This is a genomic window from Inhella proteolytica, assembly GCF_016093275.1.
In the GTDB taxonomy this organism is placed as follows: domain Bacteria; phylum Pseudomonadota; class Gammaproteobacteria; order Burkholderiales; family Burkholderiaceae_C; genus Inhella; species Inhella proteolytica.
Window position 1 is genome coordinate 1 of sequence record NZ_JAEDAK010000007.1, and the last position, 24366, is coordinate 24366.

Here is a 24366-nt window from a genome sequence, read left to right on the forward strand (position 1 = left end):
CCATCGAGATGGGCGCGGATGCGGTGGACATCGGCAAGACCATCCACCCGCACCCCACGCTGGGCGAGAGCATCGGCATGGCGGCCGAGGTGGCGCACGGCAGTTGCACGGACGTACCGCCGGCGCGGCGCTGAGCTCCTGCTAGCAGCCAGCAAGAGCCCGTCCGCAAGGACGGGCTTTTGTTTTTCCTCAGCCGGCCGTCGCGCTCTCTGCCGGCGGGCTGCCCCGTACCACCCGCGCCTCGCACTCCAACTCCCCGCTGAGCGACTGCGCGATGGCAAACGGCGTGCCGCGCCCCTGCACCACGCCGACCCAGCGGTTGCGGCCCTCGCGCTTGGCGGCGTAGAGGGCGGCGTCGGCCACCGCGAGCACGGCGGACCAGGGGGCTTCGCGCGGGGCGCTCGGGTCCAGCGGGTAGCAGGCGAAGCCGATCGAGCAGGTCACGTTCAGCGGCTCGCCGTTGGGGATGACAAAGGGCTCATCGGCCATCACGTGGCAGGCCTGCTCGGCCAGGTCGGCCAGGCTTTCGCGCGAGGTGCCGCGCACCACTACCAGAAATTCCTCACCGCCCCAGCGCACGAGGTAGTCGGAAGTGCTGAACACCTTCATCAGGCGCGGGCGAATCTGCGCCAGCACGGCGTCGCCGGCGGCGTGGCCGCGTTCGTCGTTGATGCGCTTGAAGTGGTCGATGTCCAGCATCAGGAAGGACAGATCGGCCGCCGCCGGCGGGGTGCGGCCCTGCAGCAGGGCCTGTTCGGCGATGCGGCGCGCCAGGCGCTGGTCGTCGTCCAGGCGCTGCAGTACGAAGCGGCGGTTGTGCAGGCCGGTGAGCGCATCGGTCAGGGCGGATTGCTCCAGCGCCTTGGAGCGCGCCTCCAGCGCGTGGGTGGCGATCGCCACCTGCTCCTGCAATTCCTTCTGGCGCAGGCGCAGCCGGCGCGTGCGCCACTGCGCCACGCCCCAGCCCAGGCCCAGCAGGCTCAGCACGATGAAGCCACGGCCCCACCAGGCCTGCCACCAGGCCGGCTTCACCTGCACTTCCACGCGCAGCAGCTTGGGGCTCCATTCACCGTGGCGGTTGCTGCCCTGCACCTCCAGGATGTAGCGGCCGGGCGCCAGGCCGCCATAGCTGGCCTGACGCTGGCGCGAACGGGATTCGACCCAGTCCGCATCCACGCCCTGCAGGCGGTGGCGGTAGCGGTTGCGCGCAGGGTCGCTCAGGTCCATGGCGGCGAACTCCAGGCTGAAGCTGCGCTCCTCAGGGCTGAGCTCCAGGCGGGGCTGCAGGCGCGCCAGCGGCACCTCGCGCGAGCCGATGCGCAGGCTGGTGGCCACCACCGGCGGCGCGAAACGCGTGAACTGGAAGGCCAGCGGTTGCACCACCAAGATGCCGCGGCTGCCGCCGAACAGCATGCGCCCGTCGGCCGCCTGGGTGTAGGCACGGAACCAGGCCGAGCCGATGTCGACCCCGTCGGCCACGCCCAGTTGGCGCGCCTGCTGCTGCATGGGGTCGTAGATGCCGCGGTGGGTCCACAGCATGCCGCGGGCGTCCTGCAGCAGGTTGGCGCCGAAGGCCTCGCTGCCCATGCCGGGTTGTTCGCCCAGGTAGCGCAGCGTGGCGGTGCGGCCGTCCCAGGCGCGCAGACGGTGCAGGCCGGCGGTGGTGTCCACCCACAGCTCACCGGAGCGGCCGATCAGCAGGCCCACCACGTTCTGGCTGGCCAGCCCGGCGCCGGCGGCGTAGTCGATCGGCCCGAGCCCCTTGCCGCCCACCGCGATGGGGAAGAGCCCCGCCTCGGCGCCCACCCAGAGCTTGCCGTCAGGCGCCTGCACGATGGCATTGACGCCGCCGAGCAGGGGGCGGCCGTCATGGTGCGTCACGCGTTCAAAGCGCCCGCCAGTGGCGGCGCGACGGAACAGACCGTCCTGCGTGCCAGCCCAGACGTTGCCCTCGCGGTCCACCATCAGGCGGCGCAGCCGGCCGCGGCCAAGCTCGTGCGCGTGAGCCTGCACCCGGGTGTGGGTGAATTCGAAAACCTTGGATTCCACGCCCACCCAGATGCGGCCGTCGCCTCCCTGCGCCAGCGCAGTGACGCGGCCGGGCGCCAGGCCCTGCTGGCCGCCGGCGATGCCGCCCACGGTGCGCAGCGCCGCGTCCAGGATGGCAATGCCGCGGTCGTTCGTGCCGGCCCAGAAGCTGCCATCGCGCAAGGCCAGTAGGCTGCGTACATCGGGTTCGGCCAGGGGGCTGGCGGGCTCCTCGTCGGCGCGGCGCACCCACAGCGCCTGATCGAGGTTGTTGACGCGTTGCAGCCCGGTGCCGTAGCCGGCCACCCAGAGCAGGCCGGCCGGGTCGTTCAGGATGGCGCGGATGTCGGCACCCGCCAGGCCCCAGGGCTTGCTGGCGCGTGGGCGCAGGGCGCGCAGCAGGCGGCCGCTGGCCAGCTCGCGCAGCTCGACGCCCGCCGCCCGGCCCACCCAGACCTCCTGCGCTCGTACGGCGGTGAGCGTCTGCACCGCGCCGAGATTGCCGGGGCGCTCATCCAGCTGGCGGCTGCGGCCCTGCGCCAGATCCACACGCCAAAGTTCCCCCTCCTGGGTGCCCAGCCACAGGCTGCCGTCTGCCAGGGGGGCGATGGCATGCACCACCTGGCCGGGCAGGCGCAGCTCGGTGCCATCGTGCAGGGTCAGCGGACTCAGGCGCGTGGCGCCGGGCGCCAGGCGCACCAGGCCGTTCCAGGTGCCGACCCAGACCGTGCCGTCGGTGCCGATGGCCAGCTTCTGCACGCGCGGATCGGGCAGGCCTTCGGCCGCGCCGTAGCGGCGGAACTGCGTGCTGCCGGGCTCCAGCACCTGCAGGCCGCCGCCGTTGCTGCCCACCCAGATGCGGCCCTGTGCGTCTTCGGCCAGGGTGCGCACCACGCCCCCCAGGCTGCCGGGGTCCTTGGGGTCATGGCGGAACACCTGCCATTGCTCGGTGCGCGGGTCGTAGCCGCCGAGCAGACGGCCGTCGGTGCCCACCCAGATGCGGCCGTCGCGTGCGGCCATGAGGGTGCGCACGAAGGTGGTGCCCGTGCCGCTGCGGCCCAGGCCGGCCATGGAGACGGGCACGAAGAGGTGGCCGTCAAAGCGCAGCAGGCCCACGCTGGTGCCCACCCAGACCATGCCGCTCGGGTCCAGCGCCATGGCGGAGACCACGCCGTCCGGGATCGCACCGGCGTCGCTCAGGCTCTCGAAATGGGGTTCGGCCAGGGGCTCCGGCAGGGCGGACGGCAGGCCTGGAGAAGCAGGTGCGGCGGATGGCGTGGCGGTGGCCAGGCCCAGGCCGAGAACCAGACACAAACCCCAGGCGAGTCGACGCAACGGATGCTCCTTCAAACCCGCCATTGTCCGTGGCCCGCCCCGCTGGGCCGCCACTGCCCAGCCCCGGGCTTGCCCGGGGCGCCGCCTCAGCGCGCCAGGAAGCTGGCGCAATCCGCCACGCCGAAGCGGTCGACCTGCAGGCGCAGTTGCTGGCCCAGCGCCAGCCGCTGCCAATCGGCCACCGACAGGCGGCAGGTCCACTCGCGGCCGTCTTCGGCGCGCAGCAGCAGCTCTTGCTCGGCAAGGCGGCGGCCGGCCCGCTCGCCCTCCGGGCTGCCGGGGTTCTGCAGTTCCAGGGCCGGCCAGAAGGGGGGCACTGGGGCCTCGCCGTCGGCCACGGCGAAGCGGCGGCGGCGCCACTCGGGGGCGCGGAAGCGGCAGTACTCCGCCAGGCCCCGCTGGCCGCTTGGGTCTTCGCGCATCTGACGCTCCACCCCTTGCGCCTCGGCCGGCAGGCGGTCGCACCAGTCGGATTGCATCTCCAGCACGCGCCGCTCGATCTCGACCAGGCGCCGCCAGGGCTTGGCGACGACCGTGACGTCGGCCCGGTGCGGGCCGGAAAACACCCAGCCCAGCAGGGGCAGGGCCAGCAGGCCCAGGCCGAAGTAGAGCCAGCGCCAGTGCCGCTGGAAGGTGAGCGAGGGTTGGGGTTTCAAGGCGGCGGCGGTGGCGCTGCGGTCAGCGCGGGTGTCGCGACCAGGGGCGGGCTTCGGGGTTCAAGCCGGCATTGTCGGGGCCGGGCCGGCGGCCGCAGGCGAGGTGTCGCGCAGGGCTTCGATGGCCCGCTCCGGCAGTGCCACGACGGTGTTGGCGTCGCTGACGATGCGCGACACGATGGCCTCGCGCGGCCCCTGGCGCCAGGCCGGCGTGGCGTAGAAGGCCGCCTGCGACTGCTCCAGATGGGCCAGCGAATTGAAGGCGCGCATCAGAAAGTAGGCGTCCGGCTCGTGCAGCGAGGGGCCGAAGCGCACCACGTCCATGCCCCAGGCGCGCAGCAGCGGCACGCTGTGCTCGGCCACCAGGCGGTGGAACTCGGCGCCGCTGCCGGGCTGCAGCTTGTAGCTGCGGATTTCCAGCACGCGGTTCTCGGCGCTCATGCGGCCGGATCCACGCGGCTGAACTCCATCACCCAATTGGTTTCCCAACTGGCGCCGCCGTCGGCTGAGAAGGCCTGCTCCCAGCGCGGGTGCTCGGGGTCCGCGCTCAGCCACAGGAAGCGCACCACGATCGGGCGACCGTCCAGCGTGTCCTGCGCCAGAAAGGTGCCGACGCCCTTTTGAAACCGTCCCACCACCGGGACGTCCAGCGCGCCCGGCATGCGGGCGTCCAGCCACCAGATCGACCAGGTGCCCGCCTTCGGGTCATAGGCGCGCAAGGTGACGGCGCGGTAGGCGCCATCCGGCAGTTCCAGCAGGTTGTCGTCCACATTGCCGAAGCCGCCCAGGGTCTTGTGCATCGTGCTGCGGCCTTCGAACGCCTCCCAGTTCGTGCTGCCGACCAGACGCCCCTTCAGGCGCCGGTGCTGCACGCGCCAGTGGCCGACGAAGAAGTCGAAGTCGGCCGGGGCGTCGGGTAGACGGGGGAGATGGTCGAGGGTGGGCATGAGGGCGTCCTTGCAAAGAAAAAGAGGGTGTGGAGGCTTCAGGCGCTGGCGGCGCGCTGGGCCTGCAACTGCTCGTGGCGGCGCATCGCGGCGGCCAGTTCGTGGCGGCCGTAGCGGGCCAGGCCGGCGTAGGTGTCGGCCAGCACGTCGGCCGGGTCGCCCTGGCCGAGCTTGAACTGGGCCTCAGTGGCGACGATGCGGGCGCGAAAAGGCACGATGTACTGCGCCAGCTGCGCAAAGCGCGGCCCCATCTCCTGGCTGCACCAGGGGGTGGGGTAGGGCGCCTCGGCGTGGGCGATCAGGGTTTCGAGCGCGGCGGCCGCGGCCTCGGGGCGGTCGTCCAACTCGATGTCCACCGTGAAGTGCACGGCCTCGTAGTTCCAGGTCGGGGCGTAGCGGCGGTCCCTGAACCAGCTGGTGGCGATATAGCCCTGCGCGCCGCTGAAGGCCACCAGGCCGCGCGGCTGCTGGCGGATCAGGTCGAGCTGCGGGTTCTTGCGCGAGAAATGGCCCACCAGCACGCCCTCGCCTTGAGCGTCGCGCTGCAGCACCAGGGGCAGCGGCGTGGCCTGCGGGCTGCCGTCGGCAGCGGCGGTAATCACCAGGGCCAGCGGGTATTCGGCGACCAGGCGGTCGATCTCGCTGGGCCGGGCGGGCTGGAAGGCGGCGACGGGGTTCATGGCGGTGCGGTGCTGCAAGGAAGGTCGCCAGTGTCGAAATTCCGCAGGCCTCGTGCACTTGCAAAATTGCAATGAATTTCGACACTCGTGCAAGAAAGGCCTGCCATGGACGCCCCGCCGCGAATCCGTTCCGCCACGCCCGATTGGGACGCGCTGCGCCTGGTGCTGCATGTGGAGCGCGCCGGCGGCCTGGCCGGCGCGGCCGAGAGCCTGGGCCTGAACGCCGCCACGGTGTTCCGGCGCCTGGCGGCGCTGGAGCAGGAACTGGGGCTGACCCTGTTCGAGCGCCGCCGCAGCGGCTACCAGTGCACGCCGGCCGGGGCCGATCTGGTGGCGGTGGCACGCGGCCTGGAGCGCGAGGTGGCGCGCCTGACCGACCGCCTGCTGACGCGCGACTCCTGGCCCGGTGGCGTGCTGCGCCTGACCACGGGCGACACCCTGATGCACGCCCTGCTGCCGCCGCTCTTGGCCCAGTACCAGGCGCTGGAAGGGGTGCAGGTGCATGTCAGCACCGATCCGCGCCGCTTCGACCTGCTCAAGGGCGAGGCCGACGTGGCCTTGCGCACCGGCGGCCCACCGCCGGAGCAGTTGGTGGGCCGGCGCCTGGCGCGGGTGGACGCCACGGTGTACCGCAGCGTGCGCCTGGGCGGCGTGCAGGCCGGCCAGTGGGAGGCCTGGCCCTGGGTGGGGGTGGACGAGCACCTGGCCCATCTGGATTCCGCCACCTGGCTGCGCCAGCAGGGCCTGGAGGGGCGGGTGGCGGTGCGCACCAACAGCCTGATGAACGTCTACAGCCTGGTCTGCGCTGGCGTCGGCCTGGGGGCCTTGCCCTGCTACCTGGGCGACAGCCACCCCGAGCTGCGCCGCGTGTTCGAGCCGCCGCGCGAGTGGCGCAGCGAGCTCTGGCTGCTGACGCGGCCCGAGCTGCGCAAGGTGCCGCGGGTGCGCAGCCTGTTCGACCGCCTGTACGAGGGCACGCGCGCCAGCGTGGACCTGCTGGAGGGGCGCCGGCCTCAGTCGGCCTGAGCGCGCGCCGCGCTGCAACTGGCCAGCGTCTCGGCCATGGCCTCGATGAAGACGCGCGTGCGCAGCGGCATCAGGCGCCGCTCGGGAAACACGGCCCAGCAGGCCGTGGGGGGCAGGCACCAGTCCGGCAGTACACGGCGCAGCCGGCCGGCTTCTACGTCGGCGCGAGCGTAGTGGAGGCCCACGGCCGTCACCCCCAGGCCGGCACAGGCCATGCGCATCAAGGCGTCGGGGGCGTTGATCAGGGTGCGCCGCAGCGGCAGGCCCTGCCAGGTCTCGGCGCCTGGCCCTTCGCCGCGGGTCAGCGTCCAGGGCCAGGGTTCGCCGTTGCGGCCCAGGATCATCAGCCCCTGCAACTGCAGCAGGCCCTCGGGGCGCTGTGGCTCGCCCTGCTGGGCCAGGTAGTCGGGCGCGGCGTAGAGCCCGTTCTCGATCAAGGCCAGGCGGCGCGCGCCGAGCTGCGAGTCGGCCGGCAGGCTGCCCATGCGCACCGCCAGGTCATAGCCCTCGGCGATCAGGTCGACGCGGCGCGGCGACAGGTCGAGCTCCAGCTGCACCTCGGGGTAGGCCTGCACGAAGGCGTTCAGCATGCCGCCCAGGGCCTGGGTGGCGAAATCCCCCGGCATCGAGACGCGCAGCCGCCCACTGGGCCGCTGCTGGCGGTGCAGGGCCAGGGCCAGGGCTGCGTCCACCTCGCTGCTCAGGGCGCGCGCGTGTTCCAGCACGCCTTGGCCGAACTCGGTCAGCGTGAGCCGGCGCGTGGTGCGCTGCAGCAGCTTCTCGCCCAGCCGCCGCTCCAGCGCAGTCAGGCGGCGCGAGACGGTGGACTTCGGGCACTGCAGGCGCTCCGCCGCGCGGCTCAGGCTGCCGGACTCCACCACGCGGGCAAACACCAGCAGGTCGTCGGCATCGGTGTTCATGGCTTCATTGTTCTATTGATGGAACGATGTTGTGCAGTTTGCCGGCTTTTTCCGCAGATTGGTTCTCCATAGAGTTCAGTCATGGCCAACAAGGCCTGCCAACCCAACGGAGCCCGACCATGAACATCCTGCAAATCAACTCCAGCGCCCGCCCCGTGCAGAACGGCGAGGGCTCCTTCTCGACCCGCCTGGCCGCCGAGCTGGTGCAGCGCCTGCGGGTCGCCGAGCCCGACAGCACGCTGCAGGTGCGCGACCTGGTGCAACACCCCCACCCGGCGCTGGACGAGGAAGCCCTGCAGGCCCTGTTCACCCCGGCCGAGCAACGCAGCCCGGCGCAGGCCGAGCGGGCCGCGCTGGATCAGGCGCTGATCGAGCAGGTGCAGGCAGCCGATGTGCTGGTGCTGGGCGTGCCGATGATCAATTTCGGCATCCCTGCCCAGCTGAAGCACTGGATCGACGCCATCGCCAAGGCCGGCGTCACCTTCCGCTACACCGCGCAGGGCCCAGTGGGCCTGCTGCAGGGCAAGAAGGTCTATGTGGTGACGGCACGCGGCGGCATCCACCGCGACCAGCCGGCCGACACCATGGTTCCCTATCTGCGCACGATGCTGGCCTTCCTGGGCATCACCGATGTGGAATTCATTTACGCCGAAGGCCTGAACATGGGCCCCGAGGCGCAAGCCAACGGCCTGGCCCAGGCCCGTGCGCAAATCGAACAACTGACCCAACCCGCTTTGACCCAATAAGGAGCGCCCCATGAGCACGCCGACCCTGCAACGACCGCGCGCGGTCGAGACCCTGATCGCCGGCCAGCCGACCCAGGACGGTGCCGGCGTCAAGCTCACCCGCGTGCTGACCCAGAACCTGCAGCGCCGCCTCGACCCCTTCCTGATGCTCGACGCCTTCGGTTCGGACCGGGCCGACGACTACATCGCCGGCTTTCCCGACCACCCGCACCGCGGCTTCGAGACCGTCACCTACATGCTCGAGGGGCGCATGCGGCACCGCGACTCGGTCGGCCACGAGGGCCTGCTGCAGAGCGGCGGCGTGCAGTGGATGACGGCCGGCCGTGGCGTCATCCACTCCGAACTGCCCGAGCAGGAGGAAGGGCGCATGGAAGGCTTCCAGCTCTGGCTCAACCTGCCGGCGCGCGACAAGATGCGCGCCCCCTGGTACCGCGACATCCCCGCCGCCGAGATCCCCGAGCTGCAGCTGGAAGGCGTGCGCGTGCGCGTCATCGCCGGCCACAGCCAGGGCGTGGCCGGCGCCGTGCAGCGCGAGCACACCGAGCCGCTCTACCTGGACATCGAGCTGGCCCCGGGCGCGCGCTTCGAGCAGGCCCTGCCCGAGAGCCACAACGCCTTCACCTACGTCTACCGCGGCAGCCTGCGCTTCGACACCGGCTGCAGCGTGCCGGCGCAGCGCATGGCCATCCTGGCCAACACGCCGGGCAGCGACGGTGTGCGCCTGCAGGCCGGCGAACAGGGCGCGCGCCTGCTGCTCATTGCCGGACGGCCGCTGGGCGAACCGATTGCGCAGTACGGCCCCTTCGTGATGAACACCCAGGCCGAGCTGCTGCAGGCGGTGCAGGACTTCCAGGCGGGCCGGTTGGCCTGAAGGACTGGCGTACCCCGGCAGGCTGTCACGCCGCCGGTCGGGTTCTGCATCGGCCGCCCTAGGGGCTTGCGCTAGGCTCATCGGCTTCCGACTCAGGCGCGCCAGCACACCTTCATGGGCATCGAATTTCCTCGTCAGGCGGACGGCTCGCGCAGCAGCACGGCCGCCGGCGCGCGCATCGTGGCGGCGGCCCTGCGTGCGCTCGATCAGGGCCGCGCCGCCCAGGCGGCCGAGGCCGAAACGCGTTGGCGCCGCCGCTACCCCGCCTACTTCCGCCAGCTGATCGAGGCTGCCGTGCCGCAGCCCGAGGCCGCCCTGGCCAGTGCGCGCGCTGGCTTGCAGGCGGCCTGGCAGACCCTGGTCTGGGACGATTCCCAAGGCCAGTCGCGCCCGCTGGCTCAGGCCCTGGAGCAGCCCGAAGGCTGGCCGCTGGGCACCATGACCCTCAAGGGCGCGGGCGCCAGTTCCGTGCAACCCTGGACCGTGCCCTACAAGGGCCAGCAGCTGCACGGCGATGCACTCCTGCGCCAGCTGCTCGATTGGGTCGAGAACGGCATCATCGAAGCCAGCGCCGCCAAGGCCCTGGGACGCTGCGTGCGCCACCCCGAGTGGTTCGACCTGTCGGACCGCCATATCGCCCTGCTGGGGGCTGCCAGCGAGGCCGGCCCGTTGCGCTGGCTCTGCCGCTGGCGCGCCAATCTGTATGCGGTGGATGTGGACCGCCCCGAAGTCTGGGCCCGCGTGGCGGACCGCGTGCTGGTTGGCAACGCCCAGCTGCACCTGCCGATCCGCAGCAGCAGCACGGCGCGCGCCGACTGGACCGCCCAAGCTGGGGTCGACCTGCTGCAGGATGCGCCGCGCGTTGCCGCCTGGCTGCGCAGCTTCGACCGCCCGCTCGACCTGGCCTGTCTGGCCTACCAAGACGGCGAGCGGCATCTGCGCGTCAGCCTGGCGATGGACATGGTGGCCTCGGCCCTGCTGCGCGCGCAACCCGCCAGCAGCCTGGCCTATCTGGCCACGCCCACGGATGTGTTCGCCATTCCCGAGCTGACGGCCCAGGCCTCGCAGCGCATGTACGCCGCACGGCCCTTGCTGACGCGCAGCCTGCAAAAGCCCCTGCACCTGGCGGCGGGCGAGCGCTTCTTCCAGCCCAATGTGGAGTGCCTGCTGCAGGGGCCGCAGGGGCGCCGCTACGGCCTGGTGGACAGCTTGGTGCTGGAGCAGGGGCCCAACTACGCGCTGGCCAAGCGCTTGCAGCAGTGGCGCGCGCTGTGGGCGCGCTCACTCGGCCACCGCGTCAGCCTGAACATCGCGCCCTCGACGGTGACCGCCTCCGTCATCAAGAACCCCGCCCTGGCCGCCGGCTTTGCCGGCGCCTCCAGCTTTGGCATCGAGGTCTTCGAGCCCGAGACCACCAACGCCTTGATGGCCGCGCTCTGGGTGCACGACCTGCGCACCGACCGCGGCGCGGCCGATCCGCGCGTGGAGCTGGCCCACCCCTTCGAGCTGTTCATGGACCAGGCCTGCCACGGCGGGCTGTGGTGCACGCCCTACCGGCCGCGCTCGGCGCTGCCCTTCGCCGTCGCGTGGGGTTGGCTGCGGCGCGCGGGGCGCAGCTGAAGCGGGTTCAGCCCCGGCCGGCCAATTCCGGCAGGCGCTGACGGATGGCCTGGTTGACCCGCTCCAGCACGGCGGGGTCGACCTGGCGTGAGCACATCAGGTAGCGCAGCAGGCCGGCAGGCATATCCGGAAACTCGAAGCGCACCAGGTTCAGGCTGTTGAACTCGGGGTCATTGCGCAGCCAGCCCAGGTCTTCCTGGTCGATCAGCATGTAGTCGGCCCGCTGCGCCGCGATCATCCGGGCCAACTGCCCCGGGTTCAGGCGGGCTCGCACCGCCGGCTTGCGCGTCTGGGCCAGGGCCTGGTCCAGCTCCGCGCCATAGGAGACACCGTCCAGCAAGCCCGGCGTCAACTGCGGGTCGGCAAACAGGGCGCTGAGCTTCGCATGGCGCTGGATGGCCTTGGCCGCCTGCGCATGGGCCAGCACCACGTGGGGCTTGTCCTGGTGGATGGGCAAGGAAAAGCGCGCGAACTTCTCCCGCTCAGGGAGCTTGTACCAACTGGGCGAGCAGATCGGCGCCTGGTTGCCTTCGATGTCCTGCAGGATGCGCTTGACCGGCACCTCCAGGAACTCGGCCTCCACCTTGGCCTGCTCCAAGAGCTCGATGGTGCGCAGCAAGAGGAAGCCCGCCGGCCGGCCCCGTTCGGTGTAGCTGTAGGGCGGCTTGTCGCGGTACTCGATCTGGACGGTCTGCGCCTGCGCCAGCGAGGACGCCAGCAACAGCATCAGGGCCAGGGTTCGGCGGGCTGGCCGGGCGAGGTCAGGGCGCAACTTGGGGACCGTTCAACGAGAGGTAGTCCACGTGGCGGAGGCTGTGAGATTCGAACTCACGGGCCCTTGCGAGCCGGCAGTTTTCAAGACTGCTGGGTTAAACCACTCCCCCAAGCCTCCGCGCGAAGGGCGCGCATTGTCACTCAGCCGGCGCTCAGCCCGGCTTTTGCGCCTGCTCGCAGCGCACCTGCACGATCTCGCGGCGGCCGCCGTCGATGCGGGCGGCACTCAGGCAGCCGCCCCAGACGCAGCCGGTGTCCAGCGCCAGCAGGTCCGGCTGGTTGATCAGGCCCAGCGTGCTCCAGTGGCCGAAGGCGATCGGCGTGCCGCGGCTGGCGCGCTGGGGGTGCTCGAACCAGGGCAGCAGGCCGGGCGGGGCGGCATCGGCGCCCTCCTTGGTCTCGAAGTCCATGCGGCCGCCCAGGTCCACGAAGCGCAACCGGGTGCAGGCGTTGATGATGGTGCGCAGGCGCTCGGGCCCCTGGAGTTCGTCGCGCCACAGATCGGGCTGGTTGCCGTACATCTGCGGCCAGAACGCGGACAGGGCCTGCGGGTCGCGCAGCAGCGCCTCGACTTCGGCCGACAGGGCCAGCGCCTGCTCGGCCGACCAGCCGGGCAGCAGGCCGGCGTGCACCAGCAGCCAGCCCGGCGCCTGGGCCACCAGGGGGCGCGCGCGCAACCAGTCCAGCAGCAGCTCGCGGTCGGGGGCCTGCAGCAGGGCATCGAGCTGCTCGCTCTTCTTGGCCTTGCGCACGCCGGCCGCCACCGCCAGCAGGTGCAGGTCGTGGTTGCCCAGCACGGCCTGGGCGCCCAGGGCGACGACGCGCCGCAGCGTGGCGAGCGACTGGGGCCCGCGGCTGACCAGGTCGCCCAGCAGCCAGAGCCGGTCGCGCGAGGGCGAGAAATCCACCGCGGCCAGCAGCCGCCCGAGGGCGTCGTCACAGCCCTGCAAATCACCGATGAGCCAATCCATGGCCGCGCATTGTGGGGGCGGGGGAACCCTGGTTCGGCCCGCCCACCCGAGGCTGAGAGAATGCGCCCCGCGCCGCCTGCCGGCGCTTTTTTCTGGCGCCGCCGCGGCGCCGCACTGAATGGATACCGCGCTACTTCTTTTCCTGATCCTGCTGAACGGCTGGTTTGCCATGTCGGAGATGGCCCTGACGGCCAGCCGCAAGGCCCGCCTGCAGGTGATGGTGGAGGCCGGGGAGCACGGCGCCAGCGCCGCGCTGGCCCTGCACGACAACCCGACCAAGTTCCTCTCCACCATCCAGATCGGCATCACCTCGATCGGGGTGCTGAACGGCATCGTCGGTGAGGCGGCCTTTTCCGGCCCGCTCTCGGAATGGCTGGAGCGTGGCTTCCCCTTCTTCACCGAGAAGAGCGCCAACCTGACCGCGACCGGCCTGGTGGTGCTCATCATCACCTTCCTGACCATCGTGTTCGGCGAGCTGGTGCCCAAGCGTCTGGGGCAGCTCTATCCGGAGCTGATCGCCCGCCTGGTGGCCAAGCCGATGGAGGCGATTTCCACGCTGACCCGGCCCTTCGTGCGCCTGCTGACCTTTTGCACCGAGGCCACGCTGCGCCTGCTGGGGCTGAAGGACCAGGGCCAGCGCAGCGTCACGGAAGAAGAGATTGCCGCCAGCCTGGAGGAGGGCCTGGACGCCGGCGTGATCGAGGAGAGCGAGCACCAGATGGTGCGCAACGTCTTCCGCCTCGACGAGCGCCAGATCGGCTCCATGATGATTCCGCGCGCCGAAATTGCCTGGCTAGATGCCGATGCGACACCCGAACAGGTGTTGGCGGTGCTGCAGGCGCATGGCTACAGCCGCTACCCGGTGTGCCGGGGCGATTTGTCCGATGTGCTGGGTGTCGTCACCGCCCAGGGCCTGCTGGCGCGTGCGCTGGCGGGCCTGCCCCTGAATCTGGCCGACACGCTGGATCCGCCGGTGTTCGTGCCCGAAACCCTGTCGGGTATGGAACTGCTGGAGCATTTCCGCGCCAGCGATGCCCCGCTCGTGTTCGTCGTCGACGAATACGGCGAGGTGCAGGGCGTGATCGGCCTGCGCGACCTGCTGGAAGCGATTGCCGGCGAGTTCAATGCGCCCAGCGACGGCGAGGCCTGGGCGGTGCAGCGCGCCGACGGCAGCTGGCTCATCGATGGCTTGATTCCCGTGCCGGAACTGAAAGACCGGCTCGGACTGAAGGAACTGCCCGAGGAAGACCGCGGGCGATACAACACCCTGGCCGGCATGATCATGCTGCTGCTGGGGCACCTGCCGCGCACGGCCGACGCGGTGGAGTGGGAGGACTGGCGCTTCGAGGTCGTCGACCTCGACGGCAAGCGGGTGGACAAGGTCTTGGCCACCCGACTCGCCTGAGCCTCCAGCACGGCGCCACGGCGCCGACATTCGGCCCTTATCTGAGAGAAATCCCATGCAACTCCCCCCGATGTACCGCAGCCTGGTCGCTCTGGACCGTGCCCAGCACCGCAACCTGCGCGTGCGCCAGGATCTGATCAACCTGAACCCGGCCAAGAGCCTGAACTCGATGTTCCTGAACGTCATCGAGTTCGCCGATGCCTGCCAGAACTTCCCCATCGTGTTCGTGCGCGCCGGTCAGGGCCAGGATGGCAAGCCCGCGCCGCTGATGCCGCTGGCCGTGCTGGGCCTGCAGAACGGCGAAAACCTGTTCATCAAGGAAGACGGCACCTGGGACGCCGAGTACGCCCCCGCCTACCTGCGCCGCTACCCCTTCGCCATGGCCCGCCTGGACAACGGCGAGCAGATGGTGGTGTGCATGGACGACCAGTGGGAAGGCTTCTCGCAGACCGAGGGGCAGCCGATGTTCGACGACAAGGGCGAGCCGACCGAGTTCACCCAGTCGGTGCTGAAGTTCCTGGAGAGCTACGAGACTGAGGTCGAGCGCACCCGCTTGGTGTGCGAGGCGCTGGACGAAGCCGGCATCCTCGAGCCGATGCGTTTCGAGGCCTCGATGGAAGGCGGCCAGAAAATCGAAGTCGATGGTTTCCTGGCCATCAACGACGAGAAATTCGCCAAGCTGGAAGACGCCAAGGTGCTGGATTTCCACCGCCGTGGTCTGCTGCAGGTGGTCGAATATCACCGCATCTCGATGCGCAATATGCGCCGCCTGGCAGCGAAACGCCTGCAGAAGTAATTGCTCGTAGCAGAAACGGCCCTGCGTGCAGGGCCGTTGTTGCGAATAGGCCTTGCATCAGGGGATTCCCGGGCTTATTCCGTCAATAAATTCACGCTTGCCGGCTACATTGCGGTTCCCTCTGTCTTCCGAGGGATTGGCGAGCGAGGCAGTAATGAGCGATTCCAGCAGAGAAGAAGCAGGCCCCTTGGGGGCGCTGGAGGCTTGGCTGGCTCCCGCCGCGCCCCCCCTTGAACGATTTGCGGCCGAACGCGTGCAGGGCAGCGCGGGTTGGCTGGCCAACCAGGCCCTGGTGGGCCGGCGCTATGGTCAGCGCGGCTTGCGCGTCACCCCCCTGGAGATGGCGGCCGATGGCCTGGCCAGTCTGCGGGTGCGCGAGGGCGAACAGGTGGTGGGCACCCTGACGGTGCGTATGGACGGCCCGGCGGGCTTGGCGGCCGATGCGGTGTTCCCGGAAGAGCTGCGCGCGCTGCGCGAGCAGCAGCGCTTGTGCGAGTTCACGCGGCTGGCCGTCGATGGCGGCACCGAGTCCAAGCCCGTGCTGGCGCGCCTTTTCCATATGGCCTATCTGTACGCGCACCGGATCGAAAAGGCCGAATTGATCGTCTTTGAGGTCCATCCGCGTCATTCCCCCTTCTACCGGCGCATGCTGGGCTCCCGCCTGCTGGCCGGCGAGCGCCTCGATCCGGCCGTCAACGCCCCCGCGGTGCTGATGTGCAAGCCGCTCGACGAGATGCGGCGCGACATCGAAACCATGGGAGGCCGGGCGGACCTGGCCGCGCAGGCGCGCAGCCTGTATCCGCTTTTCTACGGCCCGGCCGAGGAAACCGCGCTGCTGCGCGAGATGCGCCTGGGCGTGTAACCCAACTGGGCCGAGCAGGCCTGCGCGGTGCGCAGCAACTGCTCCAGGGCGACGCCCTGTGGCCGCCCGGGAGCTTCCAGCCACTGCTGACGAGGCGCCAACGCCACCAGCGCCAGTTCGACCCGACCCGCGGCGTTGTGCACCGGCACGGCCACGGCCGCCACGCCGGGCGCCAGGGCCTCGTCGCTCAGGGCCCAACCCTGTTGCTGCACGGTTTCCAGGATCAACCGGCCGGCGCTGGCCTGGCCGCGCCAATGCCGGCCCACCTCGTCCCAGGCTCGAGCGGCCGCCAGCACGCGGCCGCTGGCGCTGTCCGCCACGCTGAGCACGCTGCCGTGGCGCAGGTGGATGTGCACGGGGGCGGGTGGGTGCGCCACGCGCAGCACCGTCGGGCCCTGGTTGCCCCAGACGGCCAGGCCCACCGTCATGCCGAGCTGCTGGGCCAGGGGCTCCAGCTGTTCGCTGGTCAGGCGCACCGGGTCGTGCTGCTGCAGGCTGATGAGGCCAAGCTCGCGCGCGGTGGGCCCCAGCGCATAGGGGCCGCCTTCGACCGGCTGCTCGATCAGCCCGAGCCGGCAGAAGCTCACCAGATAGGCATGGGCCTTGGCGGGCGGCATGCCCGCGGCCTGCGCCAGATCCTTCAGCGCCAGGCTGCCGCCGGCATCCATCAGCGCGCGCAGCAGGGTGCCGCCGACCTCGATGCTCTGGATGCCACGGGCGCGCGAAGGATTCATGCGCAGATTCTAGATAGACGAATGAATTTGGAATGGCAGAATTCCGGCCCGCCGCCTACCACTCCCTCTGGACTGCCATGAGTTCTCTGTCCTACCTTGCCGGTTTCGGCAACCAGCATGTCAGCGAGGCCCTGCCCGGCGCGCTGCCGGCCGGCCAGAACAGCCCGCAGCGCTGCCCCTACGGCCTGTACGCCGAACTGCTCTCAGGCACCGCCTTTACGGCGCCGCGCGCGGTGAACTTGCGCACCTGGATGTACCGCCGCCAGCCCTCAGTGGTGGCGGGGCGCTACGAGGCCTACACGCAGCCGCTGTGGCTGAGTGGCGCCGCCAACGTGAAAGCCAGCCCACCGCAACCGCTGCGCTGGGGCCCGCTGCCCTGGGCCCAACCCGGGCTGGACTTCGTGGACGGCATGCGCAGCTACGCCGTCAATGGCGATCCGGACGCCGGCGTGGGCATCGCCGTGCACTTGTATGTGGCCGACCGCGCAATGGGCCGCCGTGCGATGGTGAATGCCGACGGCGAGATGCTGATCGTGCCGCAGCAGGGCGTGCTGCAGATCCGCACCGAGTTCGGCTGCCTCGCGGTGGAGCCCGGCGAGATCGCCGTGGTGCCGCGCGGCGTGGCCTTCAAGGTGGATGTGGACGGCCCGGTGCGCGGCTATGTCTGCGAAAACCATGGCGCCGCTTTCCGCCTGCCCGAACTTGGGCCCATTGGCTCCAACGGCCTGGCCAACCCGCGCGATTTCCTGGTGCCCGTGGCCGCCTTCGAGGATGCCGCCGGCCCCTACGAGATCGTCAAGAAGCAGGACAACCACTTCTGGTGCAGCGAGCAGGCGCACAGCCCCTTCAATGTGGTGGCCTGGCACGGCAACCTCTACGCCTACAAGTACGACACGCGCCTCTTCAACACCATCAACACCGTCAGCTTCGACCACTGCGATCCCAGCATCTTCACGGTGCTGACCTCGCCCTCGGACACCCCGGGCTGGGCCAATGCGGACTTCGTGATCTTCCCGCCGCGCTGGATGGTGGCCGAGAACACCTTCCGCCCGCCCTGGTACCACCGCAACGTCATGAGCGAGTTCATGGGTCTGGTCTACGGCCAGTACGACGCCAAGCCCGAAGGCTTCAAGCCCGGCGGCGCCAGCCTGCACAACGCCTATGTGCCGCACGGTCCGGACACCGACGCCTTTGCCGGGGCCTCGGCCGCGGACCTGAAGCCGCACAAGCTCGATCACACCCTGGCCTTCATGTTCGAGACCCGGCTGCGCCTGCGCCCCACGCCCTTTGCGCTGGGCGGCGGCGCCATGCTCGAATCGAACTACGACCAATGCTGGGCCGGCCTGGCCGACCACTTCAATCCGAGCACCAGGTAGCCCCCCCGAAGCGCTGACGCGCCTCCCCCCAGGGGGCGGCACCTGTGGCCCGGCAGAGCCGGTTCCACGGTGCCACTTGATTGAGACCTGCCCAGAGTGAGCCCGCACCGACCGGAGAGCTGCATGCAATCCCTTGACTTCACCCACGACCCCGCCGCCCAGAGCTGGGTGGCCAGCGCCAACGCGGTCGACACCGACTTCCCGCTGCAGAACCTGCCCTATGCGCGTGCGCGCCGTGCCGGCACGCAGCAGGATTGGCGCATCGTCGTCGCCATCGGCGACCAGGCGCTCGACCTGGCCGCGGCCGCCAGCGCCGGGCGCTGGAGCAGTGCCGTGCAGGTGCTGCTGGACCCGCTGGCGCGCGGCGACCTGAATGCCCTGATGGCCCAGCCCGTGGCCGCGCGCCGCGCGCTGCGCCAGGCCCTCTTCGACGCCCTGCGCGAAGGCAGCCCGCAGCAGGCGCGCCTGCAGGGCGCGCTGGTGGCGCAATCCGCGCTGGAGTTCAGCCTGCCCGCGCGCATCGGCGACTACACCGACTTCTATGCCGGCATCCACCACGCCGTCACCGTCGGCAAGCTGTTCCGCCCGGACAACCCGCTGCTGCCCAACTACAAATGGGTGCCGATCGGCTACCACGGCCGTGCGTCCAGCATCGTGGTGAGTGGCACGCCGCTGCGCCGCCCCTGGGGCCAGCGCAAGGGCCCGAACGACGAGGTGCCGCAGTACGCCCCCAGCCAGCGCCTGGACCATGAGCTGGAACTGGGCCTGTGGGTGGCGCAGGGCAATGAACTGGGCGAGCCGATCCCGATCGAGCGCGCCGAGGAGCATCTGTTCGGCCTGAGCCTGTTCAACGACTGGTCGGCGCGCGACATCCAGCCCTGGGAGTACCAGCCGCTCGGTCCCTTCCTGGCCAAGAACTTCGGCAGCACGGTCGCGCCCTGGGTGGTCACGTGGGAAGCGCTGGCCCCGTTCCGCTGCCCGATGGAGCGTCCGGCCGACGATCCGCGTCCGCTGCCCTATCTGCAGCACAACGCCAATGAAGTGGCGGGGGGCGTGGACCTGCAGCTGGAGGTCTGGATTCACACCGCCGCACAGCGCGCCGCCGGCCGCGGCCCCACGCGCCTGGCCTGCAGCAACATGCGCCATATGTACTGGACGGCCGCCCAGCTGCTGACCCACCACGCCAGCAATGGCTGCAATCTGCAGCCCGGCGATCTGCTCGGCACCGGCACCATTTCCGGCCCGCTGCCCGAGCAGGCCGGCTCCCTGCTGGAACTGACCCAGGGCGGCCGTCAGCCGATCGACCTGGGTGAAGGCGAGACCCGCACCTTTCTGCAGGACGGCGACGAACTCAGCCTGCGCGCCTACGCCGAGCGCCCGGGTGCGCGCCGCATCGGCCTGGGGGCCTGCAGCGGCCTCATCCTGCCCGCGCTCGCCCGCTGAGCTTGTTCAGCAACGCGGAAAGACCCAGCCCCAGGCCGATCCCGATGGCGTCGGCCAGCCAATCGGCCGCCTCGCCCTGGCGCGGCGGCAGCTGGGTCTGCAGCAGCTCGATCAGCAGGCCGTAGGCCAGCCAGGCCGCCGCGTGGCGCCAGCGCGCGGCCCGGGGCCAGCCTTGCCTACTGACGAAGCTCAGCGCGGCAAAGGCGAAGGCGTGGTTGGCCTTGTCCCAGCCGGTGCTGGCCAGGTCGGGCGGGGCGGGGCTCAGGGCCAGCCAGCTCACCAGCAGGGTGAGCAGGGCGCACAGCAGGCGCCAGGTGAACAGGGGCATGGCTGGGGATTGTCCTAGGGGCGAAGACGCCACAGCCGGGCCGGGCGGGGTCCGCACGGAAGGCATGCTTCACCCATTCGATGGAGACCGGCCGGCGCCGGTCCTGGCACCCTGGAGACCTGCATGAAGTTCAAGCTCGGCCTGTGTGCCGTAGCCCTGGCGGCCCTGGCCGCCTGCGGCGGCGGAGAAAACAGCCCACCGCCCCCCAGCACCACCACCACCACCCGTCTGATCGCCTTCGGCGACAGCCTGACGGACGGCGGCGCCTACTCGCGTGGCAATTCGCTGATCCTGCAAAGCCAGGCCGGCGTGCCCAAGGCGGCGGCCGATCTGGTGGGCAAGTTCACCAACAGCCCGGGTGAAATTTGGGTGGAGGTGCTGGCACGGCGCCTGGGCACCACCATCGCGCCCGAGCGCTTCGAGGTCGGCTCGGCCAGCCCCGTGGCCGCCAGCAACGGTGCCAACAGCGCCGCCAATGCCACCAACTACGCCCAGGGCGGCGCCCGTGTGGCCAAGGTGCCTGGCGTGGGTTGCAACCCCAATGCGGCCGGCGCCTGCACCGCGCAAGCCGCCGTGCCGCTGGTGACGCAGATCGATCGCGCGCTGGCCAAGGGCAACTTCAACCCCACCGACCTGGTCGTGATCTGGGGTGGCGCCAACGACGTGTTCTTCAACGCCACGCTGGCTGGCAATGACATTGCCGCCGCCAGCGTGGCCGCCGGGCGCGCGCTCACCACGGCCGAGACCCAGCTCATCGTTGCCAAGTACGTCATCGAGATGGAGCAGGCCGGCCTGGCGGCGATCGCCCAGGTCAAGCGTGTCAAGGCCGCGGGTGCCCAGCGCGTGGTCCTGATGACCATCCCGAATGCCGCTCAGACCCCCTTCGGCGTGGCCGGTGGTGCCTCCACCCAGGCCCTGCTGACGGCCCTGAGCGGCGCGTACAACGCGCAGATCAAGAAGGAAGTCGAGCTGATGGATCCGGGCGTGCTGCTGTTCGATGCCGGCGCGCTCGCTTCCAACTGGTACGGCAATCCGGCCGCCAATGGCTTCGTCAACGTGCAGGCACCGGTTTGCAACGTGCCGGCGGCGCTGGGCAGCAGCAGCTCGTTCTGCTTTGTCACCGCGGCCCCGGCCGGTTCGGCCGGCAACCCCTTCCTGCGCGTGCTGCCGGCCGGCGTGACGCCGGCCAACTCCATGTTTGCCGATGGCGTGCACCCCTCCGTGGCCGCGCATGAGAAGTTCGGCGTCGCCATGCACGAGGCCCTGAAGGCCAAGGGCTGGGTCCAATGATCGCGAAGGCAGGAGTTCCCACCATGAAGCACATCGCACTCAGCCTTCTGGCCCTGGCGGCCGGCGCCGTGCAGGCGCAGAGTTCGGTCCAGCTCTACGGCATCCTGGACGTCGGCGTCACCAGCATCGAAGGCTATGGCAGCGGCAAGCGCACCTTCGTCTCCAGCGGCACCCAGCTGGGTTCGCGTCTGGGCCTGAAGGGCACCGAAGAAATCGCGCCGGGCTGGAAGGCGATGTTCCAGATCGAACATCAGCTCTACGCGGACACCGGCTCGCAGAACCAGCAGACGCCCATCAGCGGCACGGCCCTGCCGGCGCGCGTGCTGGTCGACATCCCCAACACCATCCGCGATCAGCTGGTGCCGCAGCTGGGTGCCTCGCTGCAGGCCTCGCTGAACAACCGCTTCTGGCACCGCCAGGCCTGGGTGGCGGCCGTCACGCCGGCCGGCGCGGTGTCGCTGGGTCGCCAGTACAGCCCGGTGTTTGCCACCTTCGGCCGTTTTGACCCGCACCAGGCAGGCAATGTGGGCAACGCCTTCGCCACGCTCACCGTGCCCACCGGCCTGGAAGTGCGCATTGACAACTCGATCCAGTACGTGGCCGAGATGGGCGGTTTCCGCCTCAACGCCATGTACTCGCCGGACGAGAAAGAAGTAGGCAACGGCCGCTTCTGGGGCATCAGCACCGGTTACGAGATCGGCGGCTTCGACTTCGGCATCGCGCACCAGCGCCGCAAGACCTCCGAAGGCCTGGATTCGCTCGAGAACACCATGATCGGCGCCAGCTACGAAACCGGTCCCTTCAAGCTCTGGGGTCAGTGGATCCGTGCCAAGGACCTGCACCCGGTGCTGGGCGCCCAGCTGCGCGCCACGCTGAATGCCAGCACGGCCATCCCGGCCTCGCTGAAGCCGGCCTTCCTGGCCTATGGCTCGCAGATCGCCACCGCGCTCGGTTTCGATGGTTCGCTCAGCTATGTGGGCGTGCACTACAAGATCAACCCGACGCACAAGCTGGTGGCCAGCTACGGCGTGTACAACGACAAGCGCGCCATCAATGCCGATGCCGCGATTGCCGGCCTGGCGCTGGAGCACATCAAGAGCAAGCGCACCTCGATCTGGCTGTCGGGCAGCTACGTGGACAACAAGGAAGTGCAGCAGATCCTGCCCTACTCGCAGGGCCTGCTGTACGGCTTCACCGACAAGCCGGGCCGCGACGCCAGCGCCCTGTCGGTCAACATGGTGCACCGCTTCTAAGCGCGCCGCCCCCTTGCTCCCAGCCCGGCCTCGGCCGGGCTTTTTTACGCCTGTCGAATCAGGCCCAGCCCCAGGCTGAGTAGCAGCAGGCCCATGGCCGTGTCCAGCGCGCGCCAGGTGGCTGGGCGCGCCAGCCAGGGGGCCAGGCGCAGGGCGGCAAAGCCCAGGGCGCCGAACCAGAGCAGGCTGGCGAGCGCCGCCCCGCCCACGAAGGCCGGCTGCAGCGCGGGCGGCTGTTGCGCGCCCACGCCGCCGAGCAGCAGCACGGTATCCAGGTAGACATGCGGGTTCAGCAAGGTGAAGGCAGCGGCCTGCGCCAGCGCGGCGCGGCGGCTGCCGGCGCCCTGCTGCGCGGCCTGCAGGCTGGCACCGGCGCGCGCCGCGCGGTGGAGCGCGCGCAGGCCGTAGGCGCACAGAAAGAGCGCACCGCCCCAGGCCAGGCCGGTGCTGAGCCAGGGCAGGCGCGCGCCCATCCAGGCCGCGCCAAACACGCCCAGGGCCACCAGCAGGGCATCGGCCGTGGCGCAAAAGGCCAGCACGGGCAGCAGGTGCTCGCGCCGCAGGCCCTGGCGCAGCACGAAGGCGTTCTGCGCGCCGATGGCGACGATCAGGCTCAGGCCGAGGCCGAAACCCTGGGCGACCGTCAGCAGATGGGGTAGTTGGTTTTGCATGGCCACCATGCTCGCTCTGGGGCATGCTGCAATCCAGCCAAAGTTTCTAAAGCTGCTGAAGCCAAACTGAAGCCATGCAACTCGACTACGCCCAGCTCGCCGCCCTGGTGGCAGTGGTGCGCGAAGGCAGCTTCGACGCCGCCGCGCGCGCCCTGCACCTGACGCCCTCGGCGCTGAGCCAGCGCATCAAGGCGCTGGAGCACCGCCTGGGCGGCCCGCTGCTGCTGCGTGCGCGGCCCTGCCGCATCACGCCGCTGGGCGAGCCGCTCTTGCGCCACGCGCAGCAGGTGGAGCTGCTGGAGCAAGGCCTGCTGCAAGGCTTGCTGCCCGGTACGCGTGGCGAGACCCCGAGCCTGGCGGTGGCAGTGAATGCCGATTCGCTCAGCACCTGGTTCATGCCGGCGGCCGCCGCCTTTACCCAGGCCAGCGGGGCGCTGCTGGATTTGCGCGTGGACGACGAGGGCCATACCGCCGAGGCCCTGCAGCGCGGCGAGGTGCTGGCGGCGGTGACGACCCGGCTCAGCCCGCTGCAGGGCTGCCGCAGCCTCAGCCTGGGGCGGCTGCGCTACCGCGCCTGCGCCAGCCCAGCCTTCGTGGCGCGCCACTTCCCGCAGGGGTTGAGTGCGCGCAGCCTGGCGGTGGCGCCAGCGCTGCGCTTCAACGCCAAGGACGAACTGCAATACCGCTGGCTGCGCCGCCTGCTGCGGCGCGAGCTGCGCCCGCCGGCGCATGCCATTCCCAGCAGCCAGGGCTTCGTGCAGGCCTGCGAGGCCGGCCTGGGCTGGGCCCTGCAGCCCGAGCCCCTGGTGCAGGAGGCCCTGGCTGCGGGGCGCTTGCTGGACCTGGCGCCGCAGCTGCCGCAGGACGTGCCGCTGGTGTGGCAATGCTCGCGCCTGGAGCTGCCGCTGCTGCAGCAGCTCACGGCGGCGGTGCGTCAGGCCGCGGGCGTCTTGCGGCGCTGAAGGGCCAGCGCCAGCAGGCCCAGGCCCAGCAGGGCCAGTGGTGTGGGCTCGGGCACGTTCTGGCCGGGGCCGTCCTGGCCGTCGCTGAGCCAGAGGCCGCCGAGGGCCGGGCTGACATAGCTCAGGTGGCCGAGCGCGCCATGGTCCAGCACGCTCAAGCTCACGCTCTGCAACGCGGCCGTGCTGTGCAGGCCCACGAACAGCGGCTCGAAGGAGAGCTCCAGCACGCGCTGGAAGCTCGCACCCAGCACGTCGGTCAGGTTCAGCTGCACCAGCACGTGCTCGCGGCTTTCGCCGAACAGGTCGAGCGCGCTGACCCAGCCGGCCAGGCCGGTGACGCCGGCGCTGAAGCTATTCAGCTCCAGGCGGTCCAGCACGGCCTCGGTGCTGAGCGTGAGGCCGCCCTGGCCGTCGGCAAAGCCGTAGAGCGCGTGCTGGGTGCTGTCCACCTGGTAGCCGTGGCGGCCGGCCTGGCGTTGCAGCGGGCCATTGAGCACGGTGTCGGCGGGCAGGTCGGCCAGGTTGTCGTGGCCGGCGTGGGCGTACTGGGCCTTCCAGGCGGGGGCGTCGAGCAGGGTCAGGTCGGCGCGGGCAGAACCAGCCAGGGCCAGGCCCAGGCCGAGCAGGGAGATGAGACGAAGTTTCATGGGAGAGAGCTCCTGAGGGCGCGCC

At 70.6% G+C, this 24366-nt stretch carries 24 protein-coding genes and 1 tRNA gene; 12 read left to right on the forward strand and 13 right to left on the reverse strand.

The genetic code is table 11. The features are described from left to right. Window positions 1–189 precede the first annotated feature (189 nt). The 5 genes from I7X39_RS11245 to I7X39_RS11265 form a co-directional block, all read right to left on the reverse strand. Window positions 190–3363: a ligand-binding sensor domain-containing diguanylate cyclase gene (locus I7X39_RS11245; protein ID WP_198111255.1), complete on the reverse strand. Its 3174-nt coding sequence runs from the start codon at window positions 3361–3363 to the stop codon at window positions 190–192. Between the two features lie 86 nt (window positions 3364–3449). Next, window positions 3450–4019 carry a hypothetical protein gene (locus I7X39_RS11250; protein WP_198111256.1) on the reverse strand — a complete coding sequence of 190 codons (570 nt, stop codon included), beginning with the start codon at window positions 4017–4019 and terminating at the stop codon, window positions 3450–3452. A 60-nt stretch (window positions 4020–4079) separates the two neighbouring features. Beyond that, window positions 4080–4460, reverse strand: a complete 381-nt coding sequence (locus tag I7X39_RS11255; RefSeq protein WP_198111257.1) for an NIPSNAP family protein — start codon at window positions 4458–4460, stop codon at window positions 4080–4082. Then, entirely contained in the window at window positions 4457–4966 is a 510-nt protein-coding gene (locus tag I7X39_RS11260) for a DUF1579 domain-containing protein (RefSeq protein ID WP_198111258.1), read from the reverse strand. Before I7X39_RS11260 ends, I7X39_RS11255 begins: the two co-directional genes overlap by 4 nt. A 38-nt stretch (window positions 4967–5004) precedes the next feature. After that, window positions 5005–5646, reverse strand: coding sequence for an FMN-binding negative transcriptional regulator (locus tag I7X39_RS11265; protein ID WP_198111259.1), 642 nt, complete (start codon window positions 5644–5646; stop codon window positions 5005–5007). A gap of 105 nt (window positions 5647–5751) precedes the next feature. On the opposite strand from I7X39_RS11265, the gene I7X39_RS11270 reads away from it, so the two are divergent. Further along, window positions 5752–6672: a LysR family transcriptional regulator gene (locus tag I7X39_RS11270; protein ID WP_198111260.1), complete on the forward strand. Its 921-nt coding sequence runs from the start codon at window positions 5752–5754 to the stop codon at window positions 6670–6672. Here the strand turns inward: I7X39_RS11270 and I7X39_RS11275 are convergent. Then, on the reverse strand, window positions 6660–7592 hold the full coding sequence (locus I7X39_RS11275; RefSeq protein WP_198111261.1) for a LysR family transcriptional regulator: 933 nt from the start codon (window positions 7590–7592) through the stop codon (window positions 6660–6662). The two genes, I7X39_RS11270 and I7X39_RS11275, sit on opposite strands and share 13 nt — an antisense overlap. A 119-nt stretch (window positions 7593–7711) precedes the next feature. Here I7X39_RS11275 and I7X39_RS11280 point away from each other — a divergent pair, with 119 nt between their 5' ends. The 3 genes from I7X39_RS11280 (at window position 7712) to I7X39_RS11290 (ending at window position 10829) form a co-directional block, all read left to right on the forward strand. Then, window positions 7712–8338, forward strand: coding sequence for an FMN-dependent NADH-azoreductase (locus I7X39_RS11280; protein WP_198111262.1), 627 nt, complete (start codon window positions 7712–7714; stop codon window positions 8336–8338). Between the two features lie 10 nt (window positions 8339–8348). Further along, window positions 8349–9209, forward strand: coding sequence for a pirin family protein (locus I7X39_RS11285; protein ID WP_198111263.1), 861 nt, complete (start codon window positions 8349–8351; stop codon window positions 9207–9209). A gap of 114 nt (window positions 9210–9323) precedes the next feature. Then, on the forward strand, window positions 9324–10829 hold the full coding sequence (locus I7X39_RS11290; protein WP_198111264.1) for a hypothetical protein: 1506 nt from the start codon (window positions 9324–9326) through the stop codon (window positions 10827–10829). A 7-nt stretch (window positions 10830–10836) separates the two neighbouring features. Here I7X39_RS11290 and I7X39_RS11295 read toward each other — a convergent pair whose 3' ends face one another. From I7X39_RS11295 to I7X39_RS11305, 3 genes are all read right to left on the reverse strand, one after another. Further along, a complete protein-coding gene (locus I7X39_RS11295) occupies window positions 10837–11556 on the reverse strand; it encodes a transporter substrate-binding domain-containing protein (protein WP_198111265.1) in 720 nt (239 codons plus the stop codon). 77 nt (window positions 11557–11633) lie between these two features. Then, window positions 11634–11721: transfer RNA gene (locus tag I7X39_RS11300), tRNA-Ser, on the reverse strand. A 34-nt stretch (window positions 11722–11755) separates the two neighbouring features. Next, complete coding sequence (locus I7X39_RS11305; RefSeq protein WP_198111266.1) at window positions 11756–12574, reverse strand: symmetrical bis(5'-nucleosyl)-tetraphosphatase; 819 nt, start codon at window positions 12572–12574, stop codon at window positions 11756–11758. A gap of 118 nt (window positions 12575–12692) precedes the next feature. Between I7X39_RS11305 and I7X39_RS11310 the strand changes: the two genes are divergently transcribed. The 3 genes from I7X39_RS11310 (at window position 12693) to I7X39_RS11320 (ending at window position 15637) form a co-directional block, all read left to right on the forward strand. Further along, the gene (locus I7X39_RS11310) at window positions 12693–13979 is read left to right on the forward strand and encodes a hemolysin family protein (RefSeq protein ID WP_198111267.1); all 1287 of its coding nucleotides are present in this window, start codon (window positions 12693–12695) and stop codon (window positions 13977–13979) included. A 55-nt stretch (window positions 13980–14034) separates the two neighbouring features. After that, entirely contained in the window at window positions 14035–14775 is a 741-nt protein-coding gene (locus I7X39_RS11315; protein WP_198111268.1) for a SapC family protein, read from the forward strand. A 187-nt stretch (window positions 14776–14962) separates the two neighbouring features. Next, a complete protein-coding gene (locus I7X39_RS11320; protein ID WP_198111269.1) occupies window positions 14963–15637 on the forward strand; it encodes an N-acyl amino acid synthase FeeM domain-containing protein in 675 nt (224 codons plus the stop codon). On the opposite strand, the gene I7X39_RS11325 is transcribed toward I7X39_RS11320, so the two are convergent. Next, window positions 15583–16371 carry an IclR family transcriptional regulator gene (locus I7X39_RS11325; protein WP_198111270.1) on the reverse strand — a complete coding sequence of 263 codons (789 nt, stop codon included), beginning with the start codon at window positions 16369–16371 and terminating at the stop codon, window positions 15583–15585. The two genes, I7X39_RS11320 and I7X39_RS11325, sit on opposite strands and share 55 nt — an antisense overlap. A gap of 77 nt (window positions 16372–16448) precedes the next feature. On the opposite strand from I7X39_RS11325, the gene hmgA reads away from it, so the two are divergent. Then, a complete protein-coding gene (gene hmgA / locus I7X39_RS11330) occupies window positions 16449–17747 on the forward strand; it encodes a homogentisate 1,2-dioxygenase (protein ID WP_198111271.1) in 1299 nt (432 codons plus the stop codon). 123 nt (window positions 17748–17870) lie between these two features. Beyond that, window positions 17871–19190, forward strand: coding sequence for a fumarylacetoacetase (gene fahA / locus I7X39_RS11335; RefSeq protein ID WP_198111272.1), 1320 nt, complete (start codon window positions 17871–17873; stop codon window positions 19188–19190). On the opposite strand, the gene I7X39_RS11340 is transcribed toward fahA, so the two are convergent. After that, on the reverse strand, window positions 19165–19518 hold the full coding sequence (locus tag I7X39_RS11340; protein WP_198111273.1) for a VanZ family protein: 354 nt from the start codon (window positions 19516–19518) through the stop codon (window positions 19165–19167). The genes fahA and I7X39_RS11340 overlap by 26 nt on opposite strands. A 123-nt stretch (window positions 19519–19641) precedes the next feature. Here I7X39_RS11340 and I7X39_RS11345 point away from each other — a divergent pair, with 123 nt between their 5' ends. Both I7X39_RS11345 and I7X39_RS11350 read left to right on the forward strand, forming a co-directional pair. Then, complete coding sequence (locus tag I7X39_RS11345) at window positions 19642–20808, forward strand: SGNH/GDSL hydrolase family protein (protein ID WP_198111274.1); 1167 nt, start codon at window positions 19642–19644, stop codon at window positions 20806–20808. Between the two features lie 23 nt (window positions 20809–20831). After that, window positions 20832–22061, forward strand: coding sequence for a porin (locus tag I7X39_RS11350; RefSeq protein ID WP_198111275.1), 1230 nt, complete (start codon window positions 20832–20834; stop codon window positions 22059–22061). Window positions 22062–22105: 44 nt separating this feature from the next. Here the strand turns inward: I7X39_RS11350 and I7X39_RS11355 are convergent, their stop codons facing one another. Continuing rightward, complete coding sequence (locus I7X39_RS11355; protein ID WP_232351901.1) at window positions 22106–22732, reverse strand: LysE/ArgO family amino acid transporter; 627 nt, start codon at window positions 22730–22732, stop codon at window positions 22106–22108. A gap of 74 nt (window positions 22733–22806) precedes the next feature. Here I7X39_RS11355 and I7X39_RS11360 point away from each other — a divergent pair, with 74 nt between their 5' ends. Beyond that, the gene (locus I7X39_RS11360) at window positions 22807–23694 is read left to right on the forward strand and encodes a LysR family transcriptional regulator ArgP (protein WP_198111277.1); all 888 of its coding nucleotides are present in this window, start codon (window positions 22807–22809) and stop codon (window positions 23692–23694) included. Here I7X39_RS11360 and I7X39_RS11365 read toward each other — a convergent pair. Beyond that, complete coding sequence (locus tag I7X39_RS11365; RefSeq protein ID WP_198111278.1) at window positions 23667–24341, reverse strand: PEP-CTERM sorting domain-containing protein; 675 nt, start codon at window positions 24339–24341, stop codon at window positions 23667–23669. The genes I7X39_RS11360 and I7X39_RS11365 overlap by 28 nt on opposite strands. Window positions 24342–24366 lie beyond the last annotated feature (25 nt).

Coding starts and splice junctions, on each gene's coding strand:
- I7X39_RS11255 (WP_198111257.1), bottom strand. CDS start 4,460: ATGAGCGCCGAGAACCGCGTGCTGGAAATCCGCAGCTACAAGCTGCAG.
- I7X39_RS11260 (WP_198111258.1), bottom strand. CDS start 4,966: ATGCCCACCCTCGACCATCTCCCCCGTCTACCCGACGCCCCGGCCGAC.
- I7X39_RS11265 (WP_198111259.1), bottom strand. CDS start 5,646: ATGAACCCCGTCGCCGCCTTCCAGCCCGCCCGGCCCAGCGAGATCGAC.
- I7X39_RS11270 (WP_198111260.1), top strand. CDS start 5,752: ATGGACGCCCCGCCGCGAATCCGTTCCGCCACGCCCGATTGGGACGCG.
- I7X39_RS11275 (WP_198111261.1), bottom strand. CDS start 7,592: ATGAACACCGATGCCGACGACCTGCTGGTGTTTGCCCGCGTGGTGGAG.
- I7X39_RS11280 (WP_198111262.1), top strand. CDS start 7,712: ATGAACATCCTGCAAATCAACTCCAGCGCCCGCCCCGTGCAGAACGGC.
- I7X39_RS11285 (WP_198111263.1), top strand. CDS start 8,349: ATGAGCACGCCGACCCTGCAACGACCGCGCGCGGTCGAGACCCTGATC.
- I7X39_RS11290 (WP_198111264.1), top strand. CDS start 9,324: ATGGGCATCGAATTTCCTCGTCAGGCGGACGGCTCGCGCAGCAGCACG.
- I7X39_RS11295 (WP_198111265.1), bottom strand. CDS start 11,556: ATGCTGTTGCTGGCGTCCTCGCTGGCGCAGGCGCAGACCGTCCAGATC.
- I7X39_RS11305 (WP_198111266.1), bottom strand. CDS start 12,574: ATGGATTGGCTCATCGGTGATTTGCAGGGCTGTGACGACGCCCTCGGG.
- I7X39_RS11310 (WP_198111267.1), top strand. CDS start 12,693: ATGGATACCGCGCTACTTCTTTTCCTGATCCTGCTGAACGGCTGGTTT.
- I7X39_RS11315 (WP_198111268.1), top strand. CDS start 14,035: ATGCAACTCCCCCCGATGTACCGCAGCCTGGTCGCTCTGGACCGTGCC.
- I7X39_RS11325 (WP_198111270.1), bottom strand. CDS start 16,371: ATGAATCCTTCGCGCGCCCGTGGCATCCAGAGCATCGAGGTCGGCGGC.
- hmgA (WP_198111271.1), top strand. CDS start 16,449: ATGAGTTCTCTGTCCTACCTTGCCGGTTTCGGCAACCAGCATGTCAGC.
- fahA (WP_198111272.1), top strand. CDS start 17,871: ATGCAATCCCTTGACTTCACCCACGACCCCGCCGCCCAGAGCTGGGTG.
- I7X39_RS11340 (WP_198111273.1), bottom strand. CDS start 19,518: ATGCCCCTGTTCACCTGGCGCCTGCTGTGCGCCCTGCTCACCCTGCTG.
- I7X39_RS11345 (WP_198111274.1), top strand. CDS start 19,642: ATGAAGTTCAAGCTCGGCCTGTGTGCCGTAGCCCTGGCGGCCCTGGCC.
- I7X39_RS11350 (WP_198111275.1), top strand. CDS start 20,832: ATGAAGCACATCGCACTCAGCCTTCTGGCCCTGGCGGCCGGCGCCGTG.
- I7X39_RS11355 (WP_232351901.1), bottom strand. CDS start 22,732: ATGCAAAACCAACTACCCCATCTGCTGACGGTCGCCCAGGGTTTCGGC.
- I7X39_RS11360 (WP_198111277.1), top strand. CDS start 22,807: ATGCAACTCGACTACGCCCAGCTCGCCGCCCTGGTGGCAGTGGTGCGC.
- I7X39_RS11365 (WP_198111278.1), bottom strand. CDS start 24,341: ATGAAACTTCGTCTCATCTCCCTGCTCGGCCTGGGCCTGGCCCTGGCT.